The organism is Vibrio sp. B1ASS3, from assembly GCF_905175355.1.
Lineage (GTDB): Bacteria > Pseudomonadota > Gammaproteobacteria > Enterobacterales > Vibrionaceae > Vibrio > Vibrio owensii.
In genome coordinates, this window is sequence record NZ_HG992743.1 from 648,673 (window position 1) to 673,349 (window position 24,677).

The 24,677-nt window shown below is 44.4% G+C and carries 24 protein-coding genes and 1 pseudogene; 16 read left to right on the forward strand and 9 right to left on the reverse strand.

Translation table 11 applies throughout. The annotated features are described in order from the left end of the window. Positions 1 to 51 precede the first annotated feature (51 nt). Positions 52 to 1,314, reverse strand: coding sequence for an L-methionine/branched-chain amino acid transporter (gene yjeH / locus KJB05_RS21430; RefSeq protein ID WP_208445089.1), 1,263 nt, complete (start codon positions 1,312 to 1,314; stop codon positions 52 to 54). 176 nt (positions 1,315 to 1,490) lie between these two features. On the opposite strand from yjeH, the gene KJB05_RS21435 reads away from it, so the two are divergent. The 5 genes from KJB05_RS21435 to KJB05_RS28795 all read left to right on the forward strand — a co-directional run bounded on the left by KJB05_RS21435 (position 1,491) and on the right by KJB05_RS28795 (position 4,623). Then, the gene (locus tag KJB05_RS21435; protein ID WP_005442432.1) at positions 1,491 to 1,946 is read left to right on the forward strand and encodes an Lrp/AsnC family transcriptional regulator; all 456 of its coding nucleotides are present in this window, start codon (positions 1,491 to 1,493) and stop codon (positions 1,944 to 1,946) included. Beyond that, on the forward strand, positions 1,943 to 2,320 hold the full coding sequence (locus KJB05_RS21440) for a nuclear transport factor 2 family protein (protein ID WP_039839780.1): 378 nt from the start codon (positions 1,943 to 1,945) through the stop codon (positions 2,318 to 2,320). The genes KJB05_RS21435 and KJB05_RS21440 overlap by 4 nt, the downstream gene beginning before the upstream one ends. Continuing rightward, positions 2,310 to 3,224 (forward strand): LysR family transcriptional regulator, encoded by a 915-nt coding sequence (locus tag KJB05_RS21445; RefSeq protein WP_208445088.1) that lies wholly within the window; start codon positions 2,310 to 2,312, stop codon positions 3,222 to 3,224. Before KJB05_RS21440 ends, KJB05_RS21445 begins: the two co-directional genes overlap by 11 nt. 108 nt (positions 3,225 to 3,332) lie before the next feature. Continuing rightward, positions 3,333 to 3,947, forward strand: coding sequence for a LysE family translocator (locus KJB05_RS21450; RefSeq protein ID WP_009704775.1), 615 nt, complete (start codon positions 3,333 to 3,335; stop codon positions 3,945 to 3,947). A gap of 337 nt (positions 3,948 to 4,284) precedes the next feature. Further along, positions 4,285 to 4,623: a hypothetical protein gene (locus KJB05_RS28795; protein WP_244142924.1), complete on the forward strand. Its 339-nt coding sequence runs from the start codon at positions 4,285 to 4,287 to the stop codon at positions 4,621 to 4,623. Positions 4,624 to 4,737: 114 nt separating this feature from the next. Here the strand turns inward: KJB05_RS28795 and KJB05_RS21460 are convergent, their stop codons facing one another. Further along, a complete protein-coding gene (locus KJB05_RS21460; protein ID WP_005442428.1) occupies positions 4,738 to 4,959 on the reverse strand; it encodes a hypothetical protein in 222 nt (73 codons plus the stop codon). 256 nt (positions 4,960 to 5,215) lie between these two features. Next, complete coding sequence (locus tag KJB05_RS21465) at positions 5,216 to 6,649, reverse strand: glyceraldehyde-3-phosphate dehydrogenase (RefSeq protein ID WP_208445087.1); 1,434 nt, start codon at positions 6,647 to 6,649, stop codon at positions 5,216 to 5,218. A 631-nt stretch (positions 6,650 to 7,280) separates the two neighbouring features. On the opposite strand from KJB05_RS21465, the pseudogene KJB05_RS21470 reads away from it, so the two are divergent. From KJB05_RS21470 to KJB05_RS21480, 3 genes and pseudogenes are all read left to right on the forward strand, one after another. Next, positions 7,281 to 9,916, forward strand: a pseudogene (locus KJB05_RS21470) (ATP-binding protein). 59 nt (positions 9,917 to 9,975) lie between these two features. Continuing rightward, the gene (locus KJB05_RS21475) at positions 9,976 to 10,965 is read left to right on the forward strand and encodes a Gfo/Idh/MocA family oxidoreductase (RefSeq protein WP_208445085.1); all 990 of its coding nucleotides are present in this window, start codon (positions 9,976 to 9,978) and stop codon (positions 10,963 to 10,965) included. 128 nt (positions 10,966 to 11,093) lie between these two features. After that, a complete protein-coding gene (locus tag KJB05_RS21480; protein ID WP_213053116.1) occupies positions 11,094 to 12,431 on the forward strand; it encodes an IS4 family transposase in 1,338 nt (445 codons plus the stop codon). 53 nt (positions 12,432 to 12,484) lie between these two features. Here KJB05_RS21480 and KJB05_RS21485 read toward each other — a convergent pair whose 3' ends face one another. Both KJB05_RS21485 and KJB05_RS21490 read right to left on the reverse strand, forming a co-directional pair. Further along, positions 12,485 to 13,810 (reverse strand): MATE family efflux transporter, encoded by a 1,326-nt coding sequence (locus tag KJB05_RS21485; RefSeq protein WP_208444463.1) that lies wholly within the window; start codon positions 13,808 to 13,810, stop codon positions 12,485 to 12,487. Between the two features lie 123 nt (positions 13,811 to 13,933). Next, complete coding sequence (locus KJB05_RS21490) at positions 13,934 to 14,248, reverse strand: DUF496 family protein (RefSeq protein WP_005442423.1); 315 nt, start codon at positions 14,246 to 14,248, stop codon at positions 13,934 to 13,936. A 238-nt stretch (positions 14,249 to 14,486) separates the two neighbouring features. Here KJB05_RS21490 and KJB05_RS21495 point away from each other — a divergent pair, with 238 nt between their 5' ends. The 5 genes from KJB05_RS21495 (at position 14,487) to luxQ (ending at position 19,786) form a co-directional block, all read left to right on the forward strand. Then, positions 14,487 to 14,690, forward strand: a complete 204-nt coding sequence (locus tag KJB05_RS21495; RefSeq protein WP_009704769.1) for a hypothetical protein — start codon at positions 14,487 to 14,489, stop codon at positions 14,688 to 14,690. A 93-nt stretch (positions 14,691 to 14,783) separates the two neighbouring features. Beyond that, positions 14,784 to 15,437 (forward strand): YceH family protein, encoded by a 654-nt coding sequence (locus KJB05_RS21500; protein ID WP_208444464.1) that lies wholly within the window; start codon positions 14,784 to 14,786, stop codon positions 15,435 to 15,437. Next, a complete protein-coding gene (locus KJB05_RS21505) occupies positions 15,434 to 15,748 on the forward strand; it encodes a GIY-YIG nuclease family protein (protein WP_208444465.1) in 315 nt (104 codons plus the stop codon). Before KJB05_RS21500 ends, KJB05_RS21505 begins: the two co-directional genes overlap by 4 nt. A 361-nt stretch (positions 15,749 to 16,109) precedes the next feature. Further along, on the forward strand, positions 16,110 to 17,207 hold the full coding sequence (locus KJB05_RS21510; protein WP_208444466.1) for an autoinducer 2-binding periplasmic protein LuxP: 1,098 nt from the start codon (positions 16,110 to 16,112) through the stop codon (positions 17,205 to 17,207). Then, complete coding sequence (luxQ, locus tag KJB05_RS21515; RefSeq protein WP_208444467.1) at positions 17,207 to 19,786, forward strand: quorum-sensing autoinducer 2 sensor kinase/phosphatase LuxQ; 2,580 nt, start codon at positions 17,207 to 17,209, stop codon at positions 19,784 to 19,786. Before KJB05_RS21510 ends, luxQ begins: the two co-directional genes overlap by 1 nt. A gap of 58 nt (positions 19,787 to 19,844) precedes the next feature. Here luxQ and KJB05_RS21520 read toward each other — a convergent pair whose 3' ends face one another. Both KJB05_RS21520 and KJB05_RS21525 read right to left on the reverse strand, forming a co-directional pair. Then, positions 19,845 to 20,507 (reverse strand): PilZ domain-containing protein, encoded by a 663-nt coding sequence (locus tag KJB05_RS21520; RefSeq protein WP_039985188.1) that lies wholly within the window; start codon positions 20,505 to 20,507, stop codon positions 19,845 to 19,847. A gap of 93 nt (positions 20,508 to 20,600) precedes the next feature. Next, the gene (locus KJB05_RS21525) at positions 20,601 to 21,527 is read right to left on the reverse strand and encodes a DMT family transporter (protein WP_039985187.1); all 927 of its coding nucleotides are present in this window, start codon (positions 21,525 to 21,527) and stop codon (positions 20,601 to 20,603) included. Between the two features lie 149 nt (positions 21,528 to 21,676). Here KJB05_RS21525 and KJB05_RS21530 point away from each other — a divergent pair, with 149 nt between their 5' ends. Together KJB05_RS21530 and KJB05_RS21535 are read left to right on the forward strand one after the other, a co-directional pair. Further along, on the forward strand, positions 21,677 to 22,132 hold the full coding sequence (locus KJB05_RS21530) for an Lrp/AsnC family transcriptional regulator (RefSeq protein ID WP_039985186.1): 456 nt from the start codon (positions 21,677 to 21,679) through the stop codon (positions 22,130 to 22,132). Between the two features lie 44 nt (positions 22,133 to 22,176). Beyond that, positions 22,177 to 22,791: a class I SAM-dependent methyltransferase gene (locus KJB05_RS21535; RefSeq protein ID WP_039985185.1), complete on the forward strand. Its 615-nt coding sequence runs from the start codon at positions 22,177 to 22,179 to the stop codon at positions 22,789 to 22,791. A gap of 56 nt (positions 22,792 to 22,847) precedes the next feature. Here the strand turns inward: KJB05_RS21535 and KJB05_RS28980 are convergent, their stop codons facing one another. Together KJB05_RS28980 and KJB05_RS21540 are read right to left on the reverse strand one after the other, a co-directional pair. Further along, positions 22,848 to 23,078: a hypothetical protein gene (locus KJB05_RS28980; RefSeq protein WP_074051703.1), complete on the reverse strand. Its 231-nt coding sequence runs from the start codon at positions 23,076 to 23,078 to the stop codon at positions 22,848 to 22,850. Between the two features lie 176 nt (positions 23,079 to 23,254). Further along, positions 23,255 to 23,797, reverse strand: coding sequence for an ATPase (locus KJB05_RS21540; protein ID WP_208444494.1), 543 nt, complete (start codon positions 23,795 to 23,797; stop codon positions 23,255 to 23,257). Positions 23,798 to 23,971: 174 nt separating this feature from the next. Here KJB05_RS21540 and KJB05_RS21545 point away from each other — a divergent pair, with 174 nt between their 5' ends. Then, the gene (locus tag KJB05_RS21545; protein ID WP_208444468.1) at positions 23,972 to 24,640 is read left to right on the forward strand and encodes an SH3 domain-containing protein; all 669 of its coding nucleotides are present in this window, start codon (positions 23,972 to 23,974) and stop codon (positions 24,638 to 24,640) included. Positions 24,641 to 24,677 lie beyond the last annotated feature (37 nt).

Genomic DNA, 24,677 nt, shown 5'->3' on the forward strand with positions numbered 1-24,677 from the left:
AACTTAAGAAGGAGTCATTTGGCTCCTTCTTTTTTTGGGGATTTGTTTTACTTATTCAGTCACCCGTCTAGTGTGCTTTTTTCGCCATTGCTTCCAAGGTAAAGAGATCACGGCAAAAATAGTAACGGCGTAGAGCATAGACCAACCTAAGCAAATGAATACTGCGGTGCACAACACAAGAGAAATTCCCGCGAGGATCTTTCCCCAACCTTGTAGCAATTTGTAAGCAGCAAGCATGGCTAGAAGATAGACCAGAACAAAAATACCATTCGCAAGCTTAAGGAAGAACTCCAAATCCAATCCGGATAGCGAGCCAATAATACAAGAAGCAAGCAATATAGCGCCGACGATTAACGTGGCATTGGCTGGCACACCTCGAACTGACACTCTCGCGATAGCGCTGGTTGGTTTGTGTTCTCTTGCTTGCGCCCACACCATTCGAGCTAGGCTTTGAGTGTAGAGGTTCACACTTGCAAAACACGCAGAGAAACCGATAACACTGATTAGCCATTTGGCGTGATCACCAAATAGATGGGCACTTAGCCAAGGAATCGATGCACTGTCGAACTTTGCACTGCCGTAAGCACCAAATTTTAGTATCACAACAGAACATGCCCAATAGGTCGCGCCTGCGACAAAACAGCCAACGATAATCGCAATTGGAAAGTCTCGTTGTGGGTTCTTAAACTCTTCGCCCATATGAGCAAAAGCTTCTATTCCAACAAAACACCAGAACATCACGCCCAAAGCTGCTGCAATCGACCACGTTGAATCCATCGTAATTGCAGGCATGGTTAAATCGACAGAACCAACATCGCCTTTCCACAGAAATGCACCGACCAGAGCAAAAATACTCAGTGCGATAATGGTTTGTAAGCGACCTGATGATTTGGTGCCGAGCAAGTTGACCACCATTAACAGAGCGACCGTGAGAATTTGAGCGAAAAGGTGATTACTAATGGACTCTGGTAACAGTTGTTGTAAAAAGCCTGCAGCAAGTGCGACAGCGGCAGGTACACCAACAGGAATGACGCTAACGAACAACCACGCCACGCTGCTTTCTAGCTTACTGTTGAAGGCTTTGCGGACGAAAAATGCTGTGCCGCCAGCACTTGGGTAGCGTTTGCCTAATTGAGCAAAGGTAAGGGCGATAGGGCAAATAGCGATAAATAAGATAATCCAAGCCCAAAGCGAGAAGTGACCTGCAATGCCAGCGGCAATCGCTGGGATCATAAATAGACCCGTGCCCATTAAGGTTGTTGAGAGCTGACCGATTCCGGATATCAGCGTAATGTCTTTTTTGAGTTGTTCCATAACGACCTCTGAACGTCTAGGTAATGCAAGCCATAAGCATATCTAAATTCTGCACAGCAAAATGATGTTGTCGACCGTCAAAATGACGGTTGTTTTGCCGATAAACCGCAAATTGTCGGTTTTCAATAAGTTGTAATTGAGTAGAATGACAAAATTAAGGAAAGCTTGGTGATGTTATGGACAAATTTGATCATCAGATCATAGACCTCTTAAGGCAGAACGCCCGTCTCTCTATTACTGAAATCTCAGAGCAAGTTAACTTGTCACGTTCTGCAGTGACCGCACGAATCAAAAAGCTTGAAAAAGACCAAGTGATCCTTGGCTATCATGCCGATATTGCGACATCGAAAGAGTCGACGATTTGCGCGTATATGGCGCTGAAATTTGATACATCAGCCTCTAGCCATCACTGTGATAACTACGCGAATGATCTGTATAAAATCGATGGCGTGAAATGGTGCCATGCGATCAGTGGTGAAACCGATATGATGTTATTCGTCGAAGTGCCAAATATCGCTCGCCTCAACGAGATTCGAGACTATATCCAAAGCTATCCAGAACTTCGTAACGTGATGACACATACCGTGTTAACGGAGTTTTTCAATACCACAGGGAGCAAGTTCGTAAAATGACCGAGAAAGATATCGTCCTCAATTTCTGGAAAGTAATGGCAAGCAATGACTTCTATGCGGCAGCAGAGCTCCTTTCGCCCGATTGTGAAATTGTTTGGCCACTGACAAAAGAAGTGATTCGTGGCAGAACGAATTTTGCCCAATTGAACTCTGCTTACCCAGCAGAAGGTGAGTGGACCTTTACGATTGAACGTATTGTGGGGGAAGGCGAACAGGTGGTCACTGATGTGATAGTTAGCGATGGGGTTCGCTCTGATCGCGCGATTACTTTTCACACTGTGCGAGATGGATTGATTTGCAAGCAAGTTGAATATTGGCCAGAAGAGTATGCCGCTGCAGATTGGCGCGCGAAATGGGTAGAACGTGCTGAATAACATTAACCTGAATCTGCTGCGCTCTTTGCATGTATTGCTTGAAGAGTGCCATGTGAGCAGAACTGCAGAGCGTTTGCACATCACTCAATCGGCAGTAAGCCGTCAATTAGCGCAGTTACGTGAATTGTGCGGCGATCCTTTATTGGTTCGACAGGGTAACCAACTCATTCCAACACCAAGAGCATTGCTTCTAAAAGGGAAGCTAGATGACTTATTAGCAGAATTCGATCACCTTCTCGATGACAAGCCTTTTGAACCTGAGGATTGGAAAGCGGAGTTAGTATTTGCATCGAGTGATTATGTCGCCCAATACGTACTCCCCGATATTGCTTCTCACTTGAGTGGCTTTGCTCCTCAGTTAGATATGGCGTACCGACTATGGCAGCCCGACTTTCTCGATAAGCTTCATGAGACTGGTATTCATATCGCGTCTTCCATGTATCCAGAGAAGCCTCAGGGTGTATCCAGTGTGAAGATTGGTGAAGACTCATCAGTTTGTTTGATGAAAGCTTCTCATCCGTTGGCAAAGCAAGACAGTATCAGTGTTGAAGATTTAATTTCTTACTCCCACATTAAAGTCACAGGCGGTGGGGACAAAGATTCGTACACCGACTTAGCCTTAAGAGAGCTAGGGCATACACGTCATATTACGTTCAAAGTGCCGTTTTTCTCTGCTGCCATTAATCGCTTAGTTTCTAGTGAGCATCTGATGGTGGTTCCAGAACATATTGCGGTCAATCTTGCGAAGCATTGGGACTTAGCCCATAAAGCACTGCCTCTCGAAACGCCTATTCATCAGTATTGGTTAATGTGGCATCCAAAATACGATACGGATCCGGCGCATAAATGGGTGCGCGAAGAGATTCGTTCGGTCATGCAGATTTCAGAGTATTCCATCCGATAATAAATGCCTTATTAGGTTATGATTTTAAATCATGGTTAGTATGAAAAACTTTGATTTCTAATTATACCTGTTACGTTGATAGATTAGCGTCAAAGAGGGGAGATTCTTATGACACTAACAGTTTGGTTATCACTTTTTACCGTGTGTTTACTAGGTGCAATGTCGCCAGGCCCGAGTTTAGCGATTGTAGCTAAGCACTCGTTAGCTGGTGGCCGCATGAATGGTTTGGCTACCGCATGGGCGCACGCGTTTGGTATTGGTATTTATGCGTTCATTACCTTGATAGGTTTGGCAGTGGTACTTCAACAAAGCCCATTGCTATTTAAGACTATCAGTTTGGCAGGTGCAGCTTACTTGGCGTATCTCGGTTTCAATGCATTACGCTCAAAAGGTGGTGTGGCAGCGAAGCTCGAATCCGGTGAAGAGACGACGGTTTTACAATCGGCGCGAGAAGGCTTTCTTATTTCGATTCTAAGCCCGAAAATTGCTCTGTTCTTCATCGCATTGTTCAGTCAGTTTGTGGCGCTAGGTAACGATCTAAGTAACCAAATGATCATCGTCGCGACCCCGTTCGTCGTCGATGGTTTGTGGTACACCTTCATCACATTGGTGCTGTCGAATTCGCGCGTTGTGGACCGTATTCGCTCAAAGGCGGTATTGATTGACCGACTATCTGGCATCGTTTTAATGCTGCTGGCAGTGCGCGTGGTTGTGACGATTTGATCATCATTCAGCTTGTCAAAAGCAGCCTAAATTGGCTGCTTTTTTTGTTTAATTAGTTTGATTTTTTTATGAATTATTCGCATTCATTTGACATGCGCTATAGTTAAAAAGATTATTATCAATAAATGTTACCTTGGTTCATAAATCAGGTATTATTGGTGAGATTCCCTACTCTGACAGTGAAGTCTCTAGCTAGAATCATCATTCAACTAGTGTATTTAACATAGTGACTAATTTGGTCGCATATAACACCTAGATAACTTGTTCGAACAAATGGATTTCCCTTACCCGCCGCACAAATGGGTTTAAACAAGATCTTGATTTAAGTGAGAGAAAAGTGAAAAAAACACTTGGCTTGATTCCTGCTGCGTTATTGACTGGCTTGCTTTTTTTAGCTTGGTTTTTTCTGACTGGAAAGAGTTCGATGGGTTTTCTAAGCCTATTCTTTTTTACCGTTAGCTGTGCGTTTTTAATTCGATCGTACATGCATAAAATTGATCCTGAATCCTCTTCGTATATCAGGAGCAAGATTGAAGATATTCGCGGTGAAGGAAAAGCTGCTTTTCTGTGTGGTGAGCCAAAAGTGGCGAACCCTTATACAGGTGCTGATGGTGAGCTTTGGGATGAAGGTTATGATTTAGCTAGTAAGCAAAACGCCCAAGAGAACAAACTCTAATTTTGCCATTGGTTTTTTCTACAGACAAAAAAACATCCTAACTCTTAACGAGATAGGATGTCAGCAAAGAAGGTTGCTCAGGAACATAGGGGGAGTGTGGAACCTTCAGAAGCGTTAGCGACGAACTTCTTCAAACTCGCCTTCAATCGCGTCGGATTTGCCCGTATTGAATTCATACTCTTCATGCATTTCTTGTTGCATTTGCTTCACGCGCTTTTCAATACGTTTACCAGTAATCAGTGCAGCGATGGTCAATGGAATCGCCATGATTAGGCTGAATACCAAAGTAAAAAAGCCAGTAATCAGTGCTAGTGCAGTAACGATAATTCGATTCATAATCATGACCTCTCTTTCAATCTATGGGTTCATATTACGAGTTTGAATATGAACGAAACATGAATATACCGTTCAATTTCGTATCGATTTGTCTGAGGAATGTCAAAGTGTCTTAAAAACGAAAAAACGCCTGAGGGTCATCAGGCGTATAAGCGGGGAAGTATATTAGTAATGCGCAAGGCGCTTATTATTTAAAACAAATGCTGGGGTGTTGCTCGTTACACATTGTGGTTAACGTTGTGGAGCAAGGTTCACCTTATTGAGGGAATGTTTGGTAACGAACGCCCATCATTTGTTCCATACAGTGCACAACTTGGCAGCTGTAACCGAATTCGTTGTCGTACCAGATGTACAGTACACAACGCTTGTCTTGAGCAATGGTCGCTTGGCCATCTACTACGCCTGCGTGGCGAGAGCCAACTAGGTCGCTTGATACGATTTCTGTCGAATCTGTGTAATCGATCTGTGCAGAAAGCTCAGAGTTTAATGCCATTTCACGTAGGTATTCGTTTAGCGAATCACGGTCTACATTTTCACCTAAGTTTAGGTTCGCAACTGCCATTGATACGTTTGGAGTAGGTACACGAATTGCGTTGCCTGTCAGCTTACCTGCAAGTTCTGGAAGTGCTTTTGCTACCGCTTTCGCAGCGCCCGTTGATGTCAGAACCATGTTCAATGAAGCGCTGCGACCACGACGATCGCCCGAGTGGAAGTTGTCGATTAGGTTTTGATCGTTGGTGTAAGAGTGAACGGTCTCAATGTGGCCAGAAAGCACGCCGTACTTATCGTTAAGTGCTTTTAGAACCGGAGTAATGGCGTTAGTCGTACAACTCGCTGCAGAGATGATAGTGTCATCTTCTTGAATCACAGATTCATTCACACCAAATACGACGTTCTTGATGTCGCCTTTACCTGGTGCAGTAAGCAGTACTTTCTCTGCTCCGTTACAAGCTACGTGTTGGCTAAGACCTTCAGCATCACGCCAAACACCTGTGTTATCAACAACAAGTGCGTTGTTGATGCCATAAACCGAGTAGTCCACATCACTTGGGCTGTTAGCGTAAATGATTTGAATGTAGTTACCGTTCACGATCAGCGCTTTACGCTCTTCGTCAATCACGATACTACCGTTGAATTGTCCATGAACAGAGTCACGACGCAGCAAGCTAGCACGCTTTTCTAGGTCGCCTTTCTTACCGCCACGCACAACAATTGCACGCAGACGCAGTGGGTAACCAGGACCGCTCTTTTCAATCAGCAGGCGAGTCAATAGGCGACCGATACGACCGAAACCATAAAGCACCACATCACGAGCAGCCAGAGATGAATCTGCATCGCGAGCACCATGTAAAGCGGTGTGTAAGAAGTCGTTAAGTGCAGCTGTGTCTTCGTGATCTTTCCAGTACATACCAGCAAGCTGACCAACATCTACGCGGCAAGATGAAATGCTCATTTCGCACAATGCTTGGATGATTGGCATGGTTTGTTCTAGAGAGAGAGGGCTTCCGGTGTAACGTCTTGCAATGCGGTGAGTTTTGAGAATGTCTATGGTTGTTGCGTTGATAAGTGTTTTACCAAACAGAACCACTTCGATTCCTTTTTGACGATACAGCTTACCAATAAGAGGGGAGATAGATTCAGCAATCGTTTGGCTAGTTTGCCAGTCTTGGAGATATTTCTCTGGACTCATTGTTGTTTTGGACCTTTCACGTTTTGGGGGCTGACCTTACTTTCTGCTGTTACCTCAACGGTAGAGCGTGAAGTGAGGGTGTTTTGTAATTGGGTTGTAATAATTATGTGTGCGGATTGTACGGGTGGAGGTCTTATTCTGCTAGGAAAAATAAATCCAGTTTAAAGTGTCGTGAATCGTCTTTTTGATGGTCGATTAATGTGACTAAGGCAGGGTTTGATGGGGATTGACTTTTTACAAATATGAAACTTAATTCGCGATGATAAAGGATCGTTTCAAATATGAAGGTTGTAACAATGATAGGGTGCATTTGGTTTTTGTGATTCTTGTTATCTTTAACACGAAAATAGTAAACGTTTTAGGCGCTTTTTAGCGGTAGTTCGGGATTCACCAATGGTATGAGTCGATTTAACCAAATCTGTTTAAAAATGATGCTGCAAAATTTTGCAAGCAGTCACACTTTTTGTTTGGTTAACCTTGGTGCAACAAAGGGCTCTAAGTGTTGTTTTTGCCTATTTGAGCAGATAAGCGAAGCAAAAGCGCCAATAAAACCCTTCGCATAAGTTCATATTCAATCTATGAAAGTAGTCTAGTATTAATTCGAGGGCCTTTTCTTAACTCGGGCGAACGGATGATAAAACTTTCTATAAAATTACGTTTAGCTCTACTCGCACTGTTACCTGCGGTGGTTATTTCTGTGTTCGCCGTTCACCAATTCTCTGTTAACTCCCAACGAGTCGCCAGACTCAACCAAACCGTCAGTAATATCCAAGGCTTAAAGCTGATTTCAGAAGCCTCTCACTTTGTATACGAGATGGAGAAAGAGCGTCACCAATATGGAGAAGAACAGCCTCTTCCTATTGAAGTTAAAGTTCAACGAGATAAAGCGCTCGCCATTTATGACAAGTTCATGAAAAACAGCCATACCTTGAGTACTCCGATGATTTAAAGCAAGCCATGTTAGATGTGATCTCTGGTGACATAAGTGGCAGTGTGGATGCGGGAGATTGGTCATTTCGTCTCTTACAGGAAATGTCTGAAGCGCTGGTTCAGCATTACCATCTATTCGAAAGTGACGAGGCGCATTGGATGCAAGACTTCATTGCTTATCTCGCACAGCTTTCTTATTGGACGCAAAAAGAGGCATGGTTGACCTATCGCTTGGTGCTAGAGCCGGAAAGCAAGCCGAATCAAGGGATGTTTTTCCAAGCAATTGAGCGACAACAGCAAAGTTTGGAAGGGTTCCTTAAGTTAGGGGCTTCAAATGAGCAAGTTGATAAACTACTGAGCTTGTACACATCGCCGCGCTATCTCTCTAGCATTGAAGCTCGTGGACGTTTGATGGCTGGTGAGTTGTCGCAATCGGACTATGTGACTTATCTGAGAGACCTCGACCACCGCGTGCAACGTTTACAAGTGATAACTGAAGGGTTCACTCAGCAAGTCGAGAGTGCGCTATTAGTCCAAGTCAGTTCTCAAAAACAAAGCATCACGCTGATGACATCGGGAGTCATGGTTATCATCGTCTTATTGTGTTGGTTGGGGTTTGGTACTTGGTATCGAGTGCACAGCAAACTGGACGCTATCATTCACTCTCTCAACACTCTCATCCATGAGCATGTGAAAGGAGAGAAGGTTGCCGTTGACGGTCATGATGAATTCACCATTTTCGCGCAGCAAGTCAATCGCATGATGGAAGAGCAAAACCGACAAACAGAAGAGATTCTTAAAACCAAAGAGTCAGCCATCTCTGCAAACCGCGCAAAATCGGTCTTTCTTGCCAGCATGTCCCATGAAATACGAACGCCTCTGAATGGCATTATTGGGATGACGGAGATACTGTCGCAAAGTGATCTTTCCGATCATCAGAAAGAAGTCTTAACCGATATTGATACTTCGTCTCATACCTTGTTGACTCTTCTAAACGACATTCTCGATTTGTCGAAAATTGAATCCGGACACTTGCAGCTTTCCTTAATCGAGACGGACATTCGCGAGGTCGTCTATCAGTCGATGATTTTATTTCAATCCAAGGCAACGTCTAAGCAATTGGAATTAAACATCAACCTGGATGAACGTATTCCTCCGCGCATTATGGTCGACGATCACCGCATCAAACAGATCATCATGAACTTAGTCTCGAATGCGGTGAAGTTCACTCATGACGGGCACATTTCCGTCGATGTTGATTATCAAGAATCGACGACGCAAAAGAGCGTTTTCTTAACATTCAGAGTGACAGACACAGGGGTAGGTATTGAGCGAGACAAACTGAATACCATCTTCGAACCTTTTACTCAGGAAGATGAAGGCATCTCGCGCCAGTTTGGTGGCACTGGATTAGGTTTAGCGATTTGTCGTCAATTGGTTGCCATGATGGGGGGCAAACTCACCGCTACGTCATCGAAAGGGATTGGAACCAGTTTCGAATTCTCAATCGAAGTGGAGGTGCTTCCAATTGTTGGCTGGCGTTCAGAAATAATCCGAACCGGTATACTCATCGCAGACCAATACCCTTACACCGATCAAATCGTTAAAGAATGTCGCTTAGCAGGAATACAACTCTCAGAGGTTAAGCACATTGAGGATTTGACCTCTTCCGCAAGAGAATCTGAAGTCATTTTTTACTGCCATGATGGCAAAAGTAAGTTGGATTCAGCGATTGATGAGCTAGAGAGTTATGCCGACGCGAGCCGAATTATTGTGTGTCAGCATCATCTCACTACCACCTATACCAACTCAGAACGAATTCATGCAGTGTTGACTCAACCATTTCTTGGTAATCGCTTTAGGCATTCCATTGATGAGCTTGCTCAAGTTGAGCAGAATGCAAAAAGTTACCATGTCACGCAATCAGCTGTAATTCACAATATTAATCAGTCACGCACGCATCGTCGCATTTTGATTGCCGAAGACAATTTGATGAACCAAAAGATAGCCAGTTTCTTTCTAGATAAAGCAGGGTACGATTATCTCATCGCGAGCAATGGGCAGGAAGCTCTGGAGGCAATCACCACAGGCGAACAGTTTGATGCCATATTGATGGATTGCATGATGCCAGTAATGGACGGGTTGACTGCGACAAAAGAGATTCGTCGTTGGGAGAAAGAAGTCGGGAGCGACAAAATCACAATCATTGCTCTTACAGCTAGCGTGCTAGAAGAAGATATCCAAAACTGTTTTGCTGCAGGGATGGACGCATACTTACCGAAACCTTACAAATCGAATCAACTATTTGAGTTGTTTAATGAACTAAAGCTTGCTTAAATCGCACTTGAAAGCCGGACTCTTTACGGCTTTTAGAACGATAAAGAAAAGGAAGTAACATGTTCAAACTTGCTGTAATCGGGACAAACTGGATCTCTCAACAATTTGTTGAAGCAGCGATTCAGACCAAAGAATTTTGCCTCCAAGCCGTTTACTCACGCGATGTAGAGAAAGCGCGCGAATTTGGCTCACCTTACAACGCAGAAGCATACTACGACAACCTAGAGGCGTTGGGTGCCGATGAGAGTATTGATGCAGTGTACATTGCGAGCCCTAACTCATTTCACGCGCCTCAAGCAATGCAAATGCTTAAAGCCGGTAAGCATGTGATTTGTGAAAAGCCGATGGCGTCTAATTATTCTCTTGCTCAAGCGATGTTCAAAACGGCTGAAGAGAATAACGTCGTATTGTTTGAAGCCTTCATGTCGCCATACACACCAAACTTCCAAGTGCTAAAAGATAGCCTTCCGACGATTGCTCCTCTTCGTCATGCCACCATTAGCTACTGTCAGTATTCTTCTCGCTATCAGAAATACCTGAACGGTGAGAATCCAAATACCTTCAATCCAGAGTTCTCCAACGGTTCTATCATGGACATTGGTTACTACTGTGTTGGTTCTGCTGTTGAGTTGTTTGGAGAGCCTAACAGCGTGCAAGCAAGTGCTCATGTTCTGCCTTCCGGCGTTGATGGTTGTGGCAGCGTGACGCTAGCGTACGATGGCTTTAATGTGAACCTATTGCACTCGAAGGTGAGTGATTCACTCATCCCAAGTGAATTCCAAGGTGAACAGGGCAGTGTGCTGGTGGATATGATTGCCACAGGTCGTGGCGTTGAACGCATTCTGCGTGGTGAAGGCAAAGAGGTTCTCACGCTACCTCAAGAAGAGAACCACATGTTCTATGAAGCGCAGGCGTTTGCTAAGCAACTAAAACTTGGCGCGATTGACCCTCAAATGAAGCAGCGCTCATTGACGGTCGCCAAAGTGCTAACCGAAGTGAGAAGACAAACTGGTGTTGTATTCCCTGCCGATAAAATCGCATTAGGCTAATTTATTCAACTTCCCAATCAAACACTAAAAAGCCCTCGTTATGAGCAATGTAGATCAGATAAGGATCGGTTGACCGATCCTTCTGCTGAGAGATAATCGGAAGTCTGTTTCTAGGCTTCCGATTTTTTATGTCTATCCAAAACTGTTTTGCCGATTTCCTCGAAGAAAATCCTGTTGATGTAGCTCAACTCACTACTTTCTCTGAACATATTCCAGATGAATGGGTTGTTAAGGCGGCCAGTCTTTCTGATAAAGCGACTATTCGCCGACGTCGATTACCAAGTGACATGGTCTTGTGGTTAATTGTCGGCATGGCCTTCTTTCGTAATGAACCTATTGCCGAAGTTGCACGAAGAATGAATGTCTGTGCGGATGGCTTAGCTGATGAAGAGTTATTAGCAAAAAGTGCTTTAACTCAGGCAAGACAACGTTTAGGTAGAGCTGCACCAGAGTGGTTGTTTAAACAATGTGGGCGGACGTGGGGTCTTGAACGATACCGTGATGATACGTGGCAAGGATTACAAGTTTTTGCTGTAGACGGTGCTCTTTTTCGAACCGCGGATACCCCCGAACTTAGAGAGCACTTTGGCTCAGGTAATACCTCTAGCAACAGACAGACACCGCATCCAGTGCTAAGAGTTGTGACCATAATGAATGTCCGCTCTCATGTCATCGCTGATGCCGCCATAAGCCCCTATCGGCGTGGTGAAATCCCACTTGCTATGCCCTTCATCGACTCTTTGCCAGATAACTCTGTGACGCTACTAGATAAAGGGTTTTACGGTGCGGACTTACTTCTCTCTCTTCAAAATAGCGGTATTAATAGACATTGGTTGATACCAGCAAGGAAGGGGTTGAAATACACTCTTTTAGATGAAGAAGAAAGTAATGACATGGTCATCGAAATGAACGTCTCACCGCAAGCTCGCAAAAAGAATCCTAGCTTACCTGAAAAATGGCAAGTCAGAGCGGTGACCTATGAAGTACAAGGTAAGCAGAAAACTGTTTTTACCTCCCTTCCTAGGACAAACTACGACGCGAAAGCGGTAGCTGAACTTTATCACGAACGTTGGGAAATCGAATTAGGTTATCGTGATATCAAAAGCTCAATGCAACACAATGCCTTAGTATTACGTAGTAGAACAGTAGACCTTGTTTATCAAGAACTCTGGGGGCTGTTGCTTGGTTATAACTTAGTAAGACGTGAAGCGAGTCAGGCAGCAGTTGAGCATGGAAGAATGCCGAATGAAATTAGCTTTAAATACGCTTGTCAGTTTATAGCGAGTCAACTGAAAGTGATGAGTAAAGCGTTATCGCTAGGCAATACACCGAAGCGTTTAAAGAGTCTCAGGGGAGACTTATCCATCCTCTTTATAGACAAACGCCCTAAGCCTAATCGGCCTAGGGCGGTAAAAATGTCAAAGACTCGCTACCCAGTTAATCGCAAAGCAGCTCCGCTTAAGTGAACTACATTGCTCGTTATGAGGGCTTTGTTTTGTGCGATATTCTTAAATTGTTTTTAAGCGGATACAAGCTTATGAATGGTTTTGCGGTACGTAATATAAGCGGCAATACCAGCCATTATGTTACCGAGACATGCCCCTATAAGCAGGCCTTTGATTCCGCCCATTTGTGCACCGACCCACAGGCAAGGAAGGAAAAACAAGAACAGACGCAATGCTGAAATCGTTAACGCGGTGTATGACTTGCCTAAAGCATTGCAGATAGACACCATTAGCATACACACGCCCAAAGAGCCCAAGCTAATTGGCACAATCATCAGGTGCATTTCAAGTACGTTGGTCACTTCTGCGTCGCTGGTCATCAGTAGCGCCAGTGGATCTGCGGCGATAAATGTAATCACTGCAATCAATAGCTGGAAACCTAGAATGAATTTCACCGCGATAGAAATCAGCGACTGGATGTCAGTGTAGTTTTTCGCCCCCAACAAACGACCAACCATCGGTGGCATAGACATGGTTAATGCCAATACCGAAACGATGGCGAAGAACTCGTAGCGAGACCCCAAGGCCCAAGAAGCGACAGCGGCAGTACCAAAGCCTGCAAGTAGCTTGGTCGCTAACATAGATGATAGCGGTGGTAGAAGCTGGCTGATCATCGCTGGGCCCATGATATTACCAATGGAAGTGATGCTCTTAACCACATTCAAATCTTGCCATTGGAAGGTTGCCCAATGGTTTCTTTGAACACGGGGAGCGACGACCAATATACCGAAACCAAAGGCGATGATGGTGGCAATTGCCGCACCGTTAATTCCTAAATCAAACGTGAAGATAAATAACGGATCGAGCACTAAGTTCACACCGCTGGTGACCATCATCATGGTGCCAGGTAGCATGGTGTTGCCATTTGCGCGGCAGATACTGTAGTAGAAGTACAGCACAGCTCCTACCCAAGAACTCAACAGCCACCAAGGCCAGTAACTGTCGATAATTGGCATCACGGTATCAGGTGCGCTCAACAGCGAGAGAATAGGGTAGCGCAATAGCCAGATAAGCAGGCCAAATACAGCCACGCCCATAGAGCCAATCATCAGGACGAGACCGCCTAACTGTTTTGCATAGCGACTGTCATTCGCGCCTAGCGCTTTTGAAATAACAGCGGTGGTAGCAATGCCAAGGCCAACTTGAATGCCAATGACCACCATTTGCAAAGGCAGAGTAAAGCCTTGAGCCGCGAGCGGCAAAATACCCAGTTGACCGATGAAGGCACTGTCAACAAGTTGAAAGCTCATCAATGACAACACACCAAAGAGCATTGGCCATGTCATAGTAAACAGTTGTTTTGCTAACGTAGGTTGTGCGTTAGAAGAAGTAGAAGGCATAGGAACGTTGAGTGTGTTTAGAACAGAAATTGATTTTATTGTACACAGTGTACAACAAAGAGACAAAAAGAAACCCCGAGCAAGTTATCCCTGCTCGGGGTTGAATTCTGAAACTAATTCGACTTATTTTTTGCCGCTAGTTTGCTTGTCTTCTTCAGTCAGTTCGCGGATACGACGGCTGATGTCACGACGTGCTTTAGAGATTTCTGCACTCTTGATGATGTGATCGTCAACGCGGTCTTCGTAATCTGCTTTCATGTTTTTGATGATTGCTAGGATTTCATCGTGAGTCATTTCTGGCTTGATGTAGTCTAGTAGGTTCTCTAGTAGATCTACGCGTTTACGGTTGTCACGAACTTTTTTCTCGTTATCAAGCAGCTCACGTTTTAGTTTGTTTTTACGACGAGCTTGGTTCACGATTTCAAATACGCTACTCATGGTTCCCTTTCCTAATTTGTGAATATCTGACTCGATTAAAGCACAACATCTCGTGGCATAACAGTCTTTAGATCAAACGTCATGCTGGGTTGAGCATTTATCCATCAATTCTGATAAGCTATTAACAATCGAGTGTTAAAAGCGTGAATGTTGCTCACTTGAACGCAGGGACTCGTTGTCATGGTGATGCCTTCGCTATATTATCAGCGTCATTCAATACAAAAATATGAAGCTCGAAATGAACTCTGGGACTATTGCGGAGCAAGTTGAAAGCCAAGATGTCGAGACCCAAAACGACTCTCTGGCGGCCAAGCTCAAAGCATCCTATGTTGCGGCGAGAACGCAACTTGAAATCACTGAAGTCGAACTCAATCGTTCGAAGATAATGATGATTGATGAGAATGGAAAAATGACCAAGGTGTCGATTCTCTCAGAGCATTAAGACCTAACCCGATTCGCAAAGGGTGTCAGGTCCATGCGCTATGCTTTAGCCTGATACCCAAATTCAAATGCAACAATAATAAGGAAATGCATTATGAAAGTTGAGCTAACGGCAATTGAAGCACGAGTAATTGGCTGCTTAATCGAAAAAGAAGTGACCACCCCCGATCAATACCCTCTAAGCCTTAACGCGCTGACTAACGCATGTAACCAAAAAAGTAACCGCGAACCAGTAATGTCGTTATCCGAAGCAGATGTTCTGGATGCGGTTGATGCGCTAATTGAACGCCGTCTAGTAAGCGACGAAAGTGGTTTTAACAGCCGCGTGAGCAAATACCAACACCGATTCTGCAATACTGAGTTTGGCGACCTGCAACTGACGGAACAAGAAAAGGGCATCGTATGCTGCATGTTGCTTCGTGGCGCGCAAACTCCAGGTGAAATTCGCACTCGTACTAACCGTCTGGCTACTTTCAATGATGTAAAAGAAGTTGAAAACGTACTTGAGCATCTAGCAAGTGATGAGAAAGGCCCGCTTGTGGTTAAACTTCCTCGTGAAGCTGGCAAACGTGAATCACGCTACATGCACCTATTCTGTGGTGAAGTGGATGTGAGTGAGTTGGCAGTAGCAAGTGCTACCCCTTCTTCTGCGGGTTCTGAGCGTATTGCTCAATTAGAACAAGAAGTCGCGGAACTTCGTGAAGAGCTTACAGCGCTAAAAGAGCAGGTTGAATCTCTACTTTCATGAGTGAGACTGCCGAGCAGAATTGGAGCGTCTACCTGATTCGTAATAACCGTAATGCACTGTATTGCGGTGTGACGAATAACGTTGAGAGACGCTTCAAGCAGCACGAGAGTGGGAAAGGCGCGAAAGCCTTAAAAGGAAAAGGGCCGCTAACGTTAGAGTGGTCCTGTTCTTTTGAGAACAAAAGCGTGGCAATGAAGGCTGAATACTTCATCAAGCAACTGACCAAGACGAAGAAAGAATTGTTAGTGCAAAAAAGCGCGGATATTCAGGTAGGTGAAGACCAATTGCTTGCATTTCAAACGCGTAAATAACAACGCTAAGAGATCATCCAGTTGCCTGAAAGGCGTTTGAGTTAAATCTAGCAAGTACAACCCTCAATCGGTCAAAAAGTGCAAAATTGTGCAGCTAGTTCAACGTTTATCCTCTAAATTAATACCTAATTATGTCAAAAAATAAACCGCCTTCAAATGGCGGTTTATTTTTGGCGCTTGTGGGTATCATTTCGGGCGCTTGTACCACATAATACGTTGATGTCCGTTCGGCTTTATATCAAAAATATTTATATAGAAACGGACAATTTATGGAAGATGAAATTAATAGGGTAAAGGATGACTCGGCTAGGTAATAAAATAGAGCAGCTCCATGCTCCATAAAAAACTAAATGAGCAACAAATGAATAAAGCGTTACTATTTTCCTTAATTTCTATGGTGAGTTTTTCTCCAGTTACCCACGCCACTCAAGTGTTGAATGGGTACTGGGCATATCAAGAATTCTTAGATGAATTTCCTGAGCAGAGAAAACTGACCAATGCGTTGGCGGAAGCCGTTCGAGAGCGTCCTGTTCCGCTTTCTAAAGCCAAAAAGCGTCCACTCAAAATATCGGTTGTTTATCCAGGGCAACAAGTGTCCGATTATTGGGTAAGAAACATCGCTGCATTTGAAAAACGATTAGACAAGTTGAATATCAACTATCAAATCAACCAAGTATTTACACGACCAAATGCCGATATTAAGCAACAGAGCTTGTCATTAATGGAGGCGCTTAAGAGCAAATCCGATTATTTGATTTTCACGCTTGATACGACGAGGCACCGTAAATTTGTAGAGCACGTGTTAGATTCCACCGACACCAAATTAATTTTACAAAATATCACCACACCAGTGCGTGAATGGGATCAGCATCAGCCATTCTTATATGTTGGGTTTGACCACGCAGAAGGCAGTCGTGAACTCGCAACAGAATTCGGAAAGTACTTCCCAAAACACACATATTACAGTGTGCTTTACTTTTCTGAAGGGTACATTAGCGACGTAAGAGGTGACACTTTCATTCACCAAGTTAACCGTGACAATAACTTTGAGCTACAATCAGCGTACTACACGAAAGCAACCAAGCAATCTGGCTATGAGGCCGCGAAAGCAAGTTTAGCGAAACACCCAGACGTTGATTTTATTTATGCGTGTTCGACCGATGTGGCCTTAGGTGCTGTCGATGCATTGGTTGAGTTGGGTCGTGACGACATTATGGTTAATGGATGGGGTGGAGGCTCTGCTGAGCTAGACGCTATTCAAAAAGGCGATTTAGACATTACCGTCATGCGTATGAATGATGATACTGGCATCGCCATGGCAGAAGCCATTAAGTGGGACTTGGAAGGAAAGCCAGTGCCAACCGTATACTCCGGTGACTTTGAAATTGTCACAAAATCGGATTCACCGGAACGAATTGAAGCGCTTAAAAAGCGTGCATTTAGATATTCAGATAATTGATGACGACAACGCGTTCAACTATAAAAAAGCGTCGCTCTCTGGCGACGCTCATTACAAAGATCATCATCCTTGTTCTTGCTCCGATCATTCTCGGGATTTTCATTCAGAGCTACTACTTCTCCAAGCAGATCATTTGGCAAGAAGTGGACAGAACCAAGCAACAAACCTCTGCACTGATCCACAATATATTTGATAGCCACTTTGCGGCGATTCAAATACATCATGACAGCAATACCAAAAGTGAAGTGATCCGTGATTTTTACACCAGTCGAAATACGGATGCGCTCAACTTCTTCTTTCTCAGCATCGACCAGAGCGACCCGTCACATACACCAGAATTTCGCTTTCTTACCGATCACAAAGGCATCATTTGGGACGATGGCAATGCACACTTCTATGGTGTGAATGACCTGATTCTGGATAGCCTTGCTAATCGAGTGACCTTTAGCAACAACTGGTACTACGTGAATGTGATGACCTCTATTGGGTCAAGGCACATGCTGATTCGTCGAGTTCCTGTATTAGACCCACCAACTGGTGAGGTGCTTGGCTTTTCGTTCAATGCTGTTGTGCTGGACAACAACTTTGCGTTGATGGAAAAACTCAAGAGCGAGAGTAACGTTGATAACGTCGTCTTGATTGCCAATAACGTTCCTCTAGCTAACTCTTTGATTGGTGATGAGCCTTATGATGTGGTGGATGTACTGCACCGCAAAGCCTCAGACAGAAGACTCGATAAACTGTTGGTGATTGAAACGCCAATTGAAGTGAATGCGGTGACAACCGAGCTTTGTCTGTTGACGGTACAAGACAACCAGAGCGTCGTGACGTTACAGATCCAACACATTTTGGCCATGCTCGCTTCTATCATCGGTATGATCATGATTGCGCTCATGACCAAAGAGTGGATTGAAAGCAAAGTGGCGGCTCAGTTGGAATCTTTGATGTCCTATACCCGCTCAGCGCGAGAGGAGAAGGGGTTTGAAAGATTTGGCGGCTCCGATATCGAAGAGTTTGATCACATAGGCTCAACCCTAGAAAGTACCTTTGAAGAGCTAGAAGCACAGAAAAAGTCCTTCCGAGATCTGTTTAATTTTGCGCTATCGCCAATCATGGTTTGGTCTGAAGAAAGCGTCTTGATTCAAATGAACCCAGCAGCGCGCAAAGAGTTAGTGATTGAAGACGACCATGAAACGATGCATCCGGTATTTCAAGGTTTCAAAGACAAACTGACGCCACACCTTAAGATGGCCGCACAAGGCGCGACATTAACGGGCGTTAACGTGCCTATCGGTAACAAGATCTACCGCTGGAACTTGTCGCCAATTCGTGTTGATGGTGATATCAGTGGCATCATCGTTCAAGGCCAAGACATTACAACGCTTATCGAAGCCGAGAAGCAGAGTAATATTGCTCGTCGAGAAGCAGAGAAATCAGCGCAAGCACGAGCCGATTTCCTTGCCAAGATGAGCCATGAAATCCGCACGCCTATCAACGGCATTCTTGGTGTTGCTCAGTTGCTTAAGGATTCGGTAGAAACGGAAGAACAGAAGAATCAAATCGACGTACTTTGTCACAGTGGCGAACATCTGTTGGCGGTATTGAACGACATTCTTGATTTCTCGAAGATAGAGCAGGGGAAATTCAATATTCAGAAACACCCATTCTCGTTCACCGACACGATGCGCACGTTGGAAAACATCTACCGCCCAATCTGTTCGAACAAAGGGGTCGAGTTGGTTATCGAGAACAAACTTGATCCGAATGTCGAGATCTTCACTGACCAAGTTCGTCTCAACCAGATTTTGTTTAATTTGGTAAGCAACGCTGTTAAGTTCACCCCTTCTGGCTCGATACGCATGAATGCCGAACTGGAGCAATTTTACGGCGCAGATAACAGCGTTTTGGTGGTGGAAATCACCGACACGGGTATCGGTATTGAATCCGACAAACTAGATCAAATGTTTGAACCTTTTGTGCAGGAAGAGGCAACGACCACACGTGAGTTCGGCGGAAGCGGCCTAGGTTTGACCATTGTGAAGAACCTTGTCGACATGCTAGAAGGTGACGTTCAAGTTCGCAGTAGCAAAGGGGTGGGGACCACGTTTGTTGTGACGCTTCCAGTGAAGGATCGTGAACGCGTATTGAGACCTTTAGAGGTCAGCCAACGTGTTAAGCCAGAACTCTTGTTTGATGAGAGTTTGAAAGTGCTCTTGGTGGAAGACAACCACACCAATGCGTTTATTCTTCAGGCTTTCTGTAAGAAGTACAAGATGCAGGTGGATTGGGCAAAAGGTGGGTTGGAAGCGATGGATTTTCTTGCTGATAATACCTATGACCTCATATTGATGGATAACCAGTTGCCGCACCTTGGTGGTATCGAGACAACACTTGAGATTCGTCAGAACTTACGTTTAGGTACGCCAATCTATGCATGTACAGCGGATACCGCGAAGGAAACCAGCGATGCATTTATGGCAGCAGGCGCGAACTATGTCTTACTTAAGCCGATAAAAGAAAACGCATTGCATGAGGCGTTTGTCGATTTTAAGCAGCGATTCTTGCTTGAAAGAACATAATGAAAAAGAGAAAGGGAGCGACATGCTCCCTTTTTTGTATCTGATTGTTTGCCAAGTCTTAAATAGTGCTGGCCGAAAAAGATTGCTCTAGCAGTTCATTCTTAAGTGCTTCCGTCATATCGAGAGGCTCTTCAAACTTAACCCCAACAATCCAGCCTTTTTGTAGCTTCTTGATATTGGCGATAGAGCAGCGGTTGTCTTCATCAATGTAGCCACTTAGAGGGGACTCAATCGTGATTCTATCCCCAACGGCAAACTCTGGTTCAATTAGAGTGGATATACCACACCCAGAAAGTGAGAAGTCGACCAAACAGCCGTCGTATTTGTTGCTCATGTGGTCGATCGCGCAATCTAGCTGCAATTTATAACGCTCATGTTCTCGTACTGGCTTCGTTGCAAACGTTGCAGGGATTCGAATAAACAACAATGGCGAAGGACGAACTAAGTTCATCAACACACTCGTTTTGAAAGCGACAACATGCCCAAGATCGGTGTCTGACACACCACGAATAACAACGTCGACATTGTTGAGTTTTCTAAGTGCTTGTTCTTCCAATAAGCGAGTAGGTATATCGAGGATGATATAAGCGTTTTCTTTTAGTCCCAGATAGGTCGCAGCGTAAATGTACTTTTCGTCCTGACCAAACTCAAAGTTAATTGAGAGTCGCATCCCTGTTTTTAGGAATTTGTTCAGTTCATCTTTAGTATGAGTGGATGGCATAACTTCTGACGTTTTAATTTATTATCCAGACAGGTTATCAAATCGCCGTTTTTGCTTTCAATAGGCGAGATGAAAAGTTATGCAGTTTTATTCTTATCTGTGAACGGGAGGCTGATAATTTTGGCTAGGATCTTGTTTCATCAGAACATTGCTTGCGACGATGCTTCCGCAGGTAACGAACAGCAGCGCACACCAAGTGAGAGTGTCAGGTTGTTCGTTAAAGACTGGAATCGCTAATAACGTTGCTAATACGGGTGTGAGTGACCCAAATGCCGCACTGGTTTCTGCGCCTATGGTTCTGACCGCGTAAAGGAACGTGAACGAAGCCAACAAGCCTGCTCCTATGCCTTGTAACATTAAGTGACCAAACAACTCATTCCAAGGCCATTGATTGACAGGCGTTGTCGCAAGGTAGCTATCAAGCCAGCCAAAACCAACCGCGATGATCAGTAGTGCAAATGAAATCAGCGAAACAAACCCAGCACAAACATACGCACTCAAATTGGCGACGCGCGCGCTGATGGTGAAGCCTGCCCACATCAAACTGCCAACCAAAAACAGAAGATGTCCTTTTAATTGTAGCCAGTTGTATTCTGCACCAACGTTAGATAGCAAGAAGATCAGGATGCCGAGTAAAACTGCGGATAAGCCAATAATGCGATGTTGGCTTAACGGTTGTTGATAACACACTACTGCGATCGCAGAGACAAATAGAGGCAAAGTGCCAGGGATAAGTGCGCTGCCATGAGAGACGGGCGCAAAGTGCATTGCTGTACCAGCGACAAGGAGATAAGGCAGGCCACTGCCCACAACGAGACCCAGCAAGTATTTGCTCGGTACAGCACGGATGCTATCCATAGACTTTAGAACGAATGGAAGCAGCACAATGGCAGGGATAAGAAAGCGCGCTAATGCAATGTCGGCGGGTTGAAGGTTTGATATCGCGCCTCCGCGTAGGGAGAGAAAAAAGCCCGACCAAAGAAATAACGTGGTGATGATTGCGGCGTATCCAAGTGCCATAAGGCGTTCCGTGCGTTTGTAAATAATGTGTTAATTATCGAATGAAAGTGGCGCTCAATGGTGGCAAAATATGACCGAATATAATTAGAACTTAGCGATTTTCATCTTAGAATGAACATTGCTTGGTGAAATTTGGCAGGGAAGACGTAATGGATAAAATCGATCGACTGTTATTGGACTTGATCCAACAAGACGCCACAATGACGACAAGCGAGCTCGCGGATAAGGTAGGGCTTTCTGCTTCGCCTTGCGCGCGAAGAATAAAACGCTTAGAACAAGAGGGCGTGATCAGTGGTTACCGCGCAATGATTTCTCGCGAACAAGCCGGGATTGCGATGACGGTGTTCGTAGAAGTCAGCCTAAACAACCATCAAGCGGCCTCTATTGATGATTTTGAGCAAGCAATTAGCGATATGGAAGAGGTGATTTCATGCCATGTGGTCTCTGGCGCTTATGACTACTTGTTAGAGGTCGTGAGTAAAGATCTCACCGGGTACGAAGCTTTCACGCGTAAACTACAACGACTTGAAAACGTCAAAGACATCCATACGCATCTGGCCATCCGCCAAGTGAAGGGCAATGGTAACCTGCCAATTTACTCGTAAATACGGCAATTCACGGGTAACCCACACAAAGGTAATAAGGCATTATGAAATGGCTCGATAGACTACGCATCACACACTATCACCGCAAAAGACACAAGCAGTTTGGCGACGACAAAGCCAGAACACTTGGTTGGCAAGACACTTTTAGCCAAATCACGCGCTTTGAAGCTCTATGCCGTGATCTGGAGTTAGATGGTAAAAGCGTTCTCGATATTGGTTGTGGTTATGGAGACTTATTGACCTTCATCGAACAAAAGGGCAGCAGCCCAAGCCTTTATGTTGGCATCGATCAGCAAAAACAGTTTGTCGCGGAGTCTCGCAAGCGCAGTTTCCAGACTAAGACTGATTTTATTCGCGGTGATTTTTCGAGATTAGTGTTGCCAAAGTCGGACTACGTGATTGCTTCGGGGTCACTGAATTACCAGTCCGCAAACCCGAATCATACAGTAGAGATGATAGAGAAGATGTATCATGCAGCGAACATCGCGTGTGCGTTTAACCTTCTGGATGAGGCCAAACTACCGAGCATGAGATTACTAGAATCTCATAATAAAGAGGGCGTGTTGCGTTACTGCAAATTGCTGAGTGAAAGGAGTTATCTCATTGAGGGATATTCCGACCATGATTTCACGGTGGTGATGCCTAAGCTGAGCAAATAGCGCGCAATAAAAAACGGAGCCAGTTTCCTGTCTCCGTTTGCGTATTCTTTTAAGCCTTATTGGTATTTGTATTTTGAGATCTCACAGTTACCTGTGTGTCTATCAACCCTAAAAGAGAAAGCAGCTGAATGGTATTCCCTCCCATCACTCCAAATTGTTTCTCCGAAGATTTTACATAGGTCCAAATCACTGATTGAACCGAACTCTTTAACATGCCTAACTACTGACAAAAACTTGGCTTTGGTAGCATTAGGACAATCCCTGTTACTTAATCGATTGATAACCATTGGTTTAGCATCATCTCCAGCCAAATGTGACTTTATATTAAATTTTGTTAATGGGTAAATTACCCAAAAACTGGTCGCAAGTAAAGCGTTATTGTGACGTACATCTCTATAATTTGACCTGTTTGTCTATTAATTGCTCAATTTTTAAAAAGGGAACAATCCCAATATGAACAGAATTATTGGGGACTATTTTTGGCAAAACGGAGGGCGTTGGCTTCTCGATCATACAGTCGTGCTAATCCAAGGTATTGTGTCTCCAGTTGCGTATAGTCTTTGGCAAGCTGAGAGGCGTTAACTTGATACCATTCGGCGGTAATCTGATTTGCTTTTTCATCCGAAACTTCACACTTCTCTGCGAGTTTCCCCCAGCCGTTGGCCATCCATATCGACTCTTTACTGAGCTTTGCTAACGCTTTAGCCTTGTTGGTCAGCTCTTCGTGATACTGAATGGATGCTTTAAGTTGATCTTGAAAAGCTCGTTGGTTGTTTTGTGCACGCCACAACAGGGTTAGCTCATGTAACGAAAAGGTTTGTGAAAGTAATTGCCTTTGCTTGTGTTCAGTTAGGAGTGCATTGAATGTCTCAACATACTGATTGTAGTTGGACTCTAAACGGTTGAATTGGGTAAGATTGTCATTCCACGATGCGTGATCACATTGAAGATTCGCCAAAGCGGAAAAAGGCAGGAGTAACAATATCCAACTGAACTTGTTCATCATTCTTTTCATGCTTATGGCTTTCAGGTCCATTGTTTTGGAATGAATGGTTTTACGATGATTGGTTTTGAAATTATTTGTTTTCACGTTAATTGGTTTCGCGTCAGCTATGCATCTTCTATCAGTATAGTTAGTGTGGAAGCGTCTACTGCATAAGGAACGAAAAAGGAATTGAACATGAAGAAAGCCCTGATAGCGTTGGCCATTTTGCTTTTATTAGGCGGAGCAGGAGCCGGGTACTACTTTTTCTTTATGCAAAAAGACGAGCCAGTGGTTGAGCAAAAGCCCGAGCCTGAACAACCAAGCGAGCCAGAAGAAAAGCCAAAGCCGATCATGGATCTCGAAGCTCCGGCACCGGAAATCACCGAATACTACGTGACCGAGCGACGCATTAACGTGTTCAACAAGCCGGAGCGCCAAGCCTTAATCGTTGATACTCTCTACAAAGGTGAGAAAGTCTCTGCGCTTGAAAAAACCGATGGTTGGTTCCGTCTATCAGATTACATCGTGTATGAAGAGGGTGGGGAAGAAACCGCTGAGTGGGTGGATTCAAAAGGGCTGTCTGATGCAGAGCCAGTTATCAAAGAGCAAGAGCGTTTGGAAATCTTGGATGGCTACCTACAAAAATCCGACGATTTAAAAACGCATTTAGATATGTTCCGCAACAAAACGCAGCAATTGCTTGATGATGAAACCTGTGACCCTAGTGATTTCGAAGAGCTCGGTGGTTGGGTTCGCTCAGTTACCTATAAGAAGCGTAACGTGTATTTCATCTATTGTGGCGGGCTGGAACAAGAAAACAAAATCTACTTAGATGTGGATAAAGGCGAAATATTTTATCGATGAATATAGCTTCAACCCTTATGGCCATTGCTTTCCACGA

Bases quoted from the DNA above. Each gene is read 5' to 3' on its own strand.
- yjeH (WP_208445089.1), bottom strand. From the start codon at position 1,314: ATGGAACAACTCAAAAAAGACATTACGCTGATATCCGGAATCGGTCAG.
- KJB05_RS21435 (WP_005442432.1), top strand. From the start codon at position 1,491: ATGGACAAATTTGATCATCAGATCATAGACCTCTTAAGGCAGAACGCC.
- KJB05_RS21440 (WP_039839780.1), top strand. From the start codon at position 1,943: ATGACCGAGAAAGATATCGTCCTCAATTTCTGGAAAGTAATGGCAAGC.
- KJB05_RS21450 (WP_009704775.1), top strand. From the start codon at position 3,333: ATGACACTAACAGTTTGGTTATCACTTTTTACCGTGTGTTTACTAGGT.
- KJB05_RS21460 (WP_005442428.1), bottom strand. From the start codon at position 4,959: ATGAATCGAATTATCGTTACTGCACTAGCACTGATTACTGGCTTTTTT.
- KJB05_RS21465 (WP_208445087.1), bottom strand. From the start codon at position 6,649: ATGAGTCCAGAGAAATATCTCCAAGACTGGCAAACTAGCCAAACGATT.
- KJB05_RS21475 (WP_208445085.1), top strand. From the start codon at position 9,976: ATGTTCAAACTTGCTGTAATCGGGACAAACTGGATCTCTCAACAATTT.
- KJB05_RS21480 (WP_213053116.1), top strand. From the start codon at position 11,094: ATGTCTATCCAAAACTGTTTTGCCGATTTCCTCGAAGAAAATCCTGTT.
- KJB05_RS21485 (WP_208444463.1), bottom strand. From the start codon at position 13,810: ATGCCTTCTACTTCTTCTAACGCACAACCTACGTTAGCAAAACAACTG.
- KJB05_RS21490 (WP_005442423.1), bottom strand. From the start codon at position 14,248: ATGAGTAGCGTATTTGAAATCGTGAACCAAGCTCGTCGTAAAAACAAA.
- KJB05_RS21495 (WP_009704769.1), top strand. From the start codon at position 14,487: ATGAACTCTGGGACTATTGCGGAGCAAGTTGAAAGCCAAGATGTCGAG.
- KJB05_RS21500 (WP_208444464.1), top strand. From the start codon at position 14,784: ATGAAAGTTGAGCTAACGGCAATTGAAGCACGAGTAATTGGCTGCTTA.
- KJB05_RS21505 (WP_208444465.1), top strand. From the start codon at position 15,434: ATGAGTGAGACTGCCGAGCAGAATTGGAGCGTCTACCTGATTCGTAAT.
- KJB05_RS21510 (WP_208444466.1), top strand. From the start codon at position 16,110: ATGAATAAAGCGTTACTATTTTCCTTAATTTCTATGGTGAGTTTTTCT.
- luxQ (WP_208444467.1), top strand. From the start codon at position 17,207: ATGACGACAACGCGTTCAACTATAAAAAAGCGTCGCTCTCTGGCGACG.
- KJB05_RS21520 (WP_039985188.1), bottom strand. From the start codon at position 20,507: ATGCCATCCACTCATACTAAAGATGAACTGAACAAATTCCTAAAAACA.
- KJB05_RS21525 (WP_039985187.1), bottom strand. From the start codon at position 21,527: ATGGCACTTGGATACGCCGCAATCATCACCACGTTATTTCTTTGGTCG.
- KJB05_RS21530 (WP_039985186.1), top strand. From the start codon at position 21,677: ATGGATAAAATCGATCGACTGTTATTGGACTTGATCCAACAAGACGCC.
- KJB05_RS21535 (WP_039985185.1), top strand. From the start codon at position 22,177: ATGAAATGGCTCGATAGACTACGCATCACACACTATCACCGCAAAAGA.
- KJB05_RS28980 (WP_074051703.1), bottom strand. From the start codon at position 23,078: ATGGTTATCAATCGATTAAGTAACAGGGATTGTCCTAATGCTACCAAA.
- KJB05_RS21540 (WP_208444494.1), bottom strand. From the start codon at position 23,797: ATGATGAACAAGTTCAGTTGGATATTGTTACTCCTGCCTTTTTCCGCT.
- KJB05_RS21545 (WP_208444468.1), top strand. From the start codon at position 23,972: ATGAAGAAAGCCCTGATAGCGTTGGCCATTTTGCTTTTATTAGGCGGA.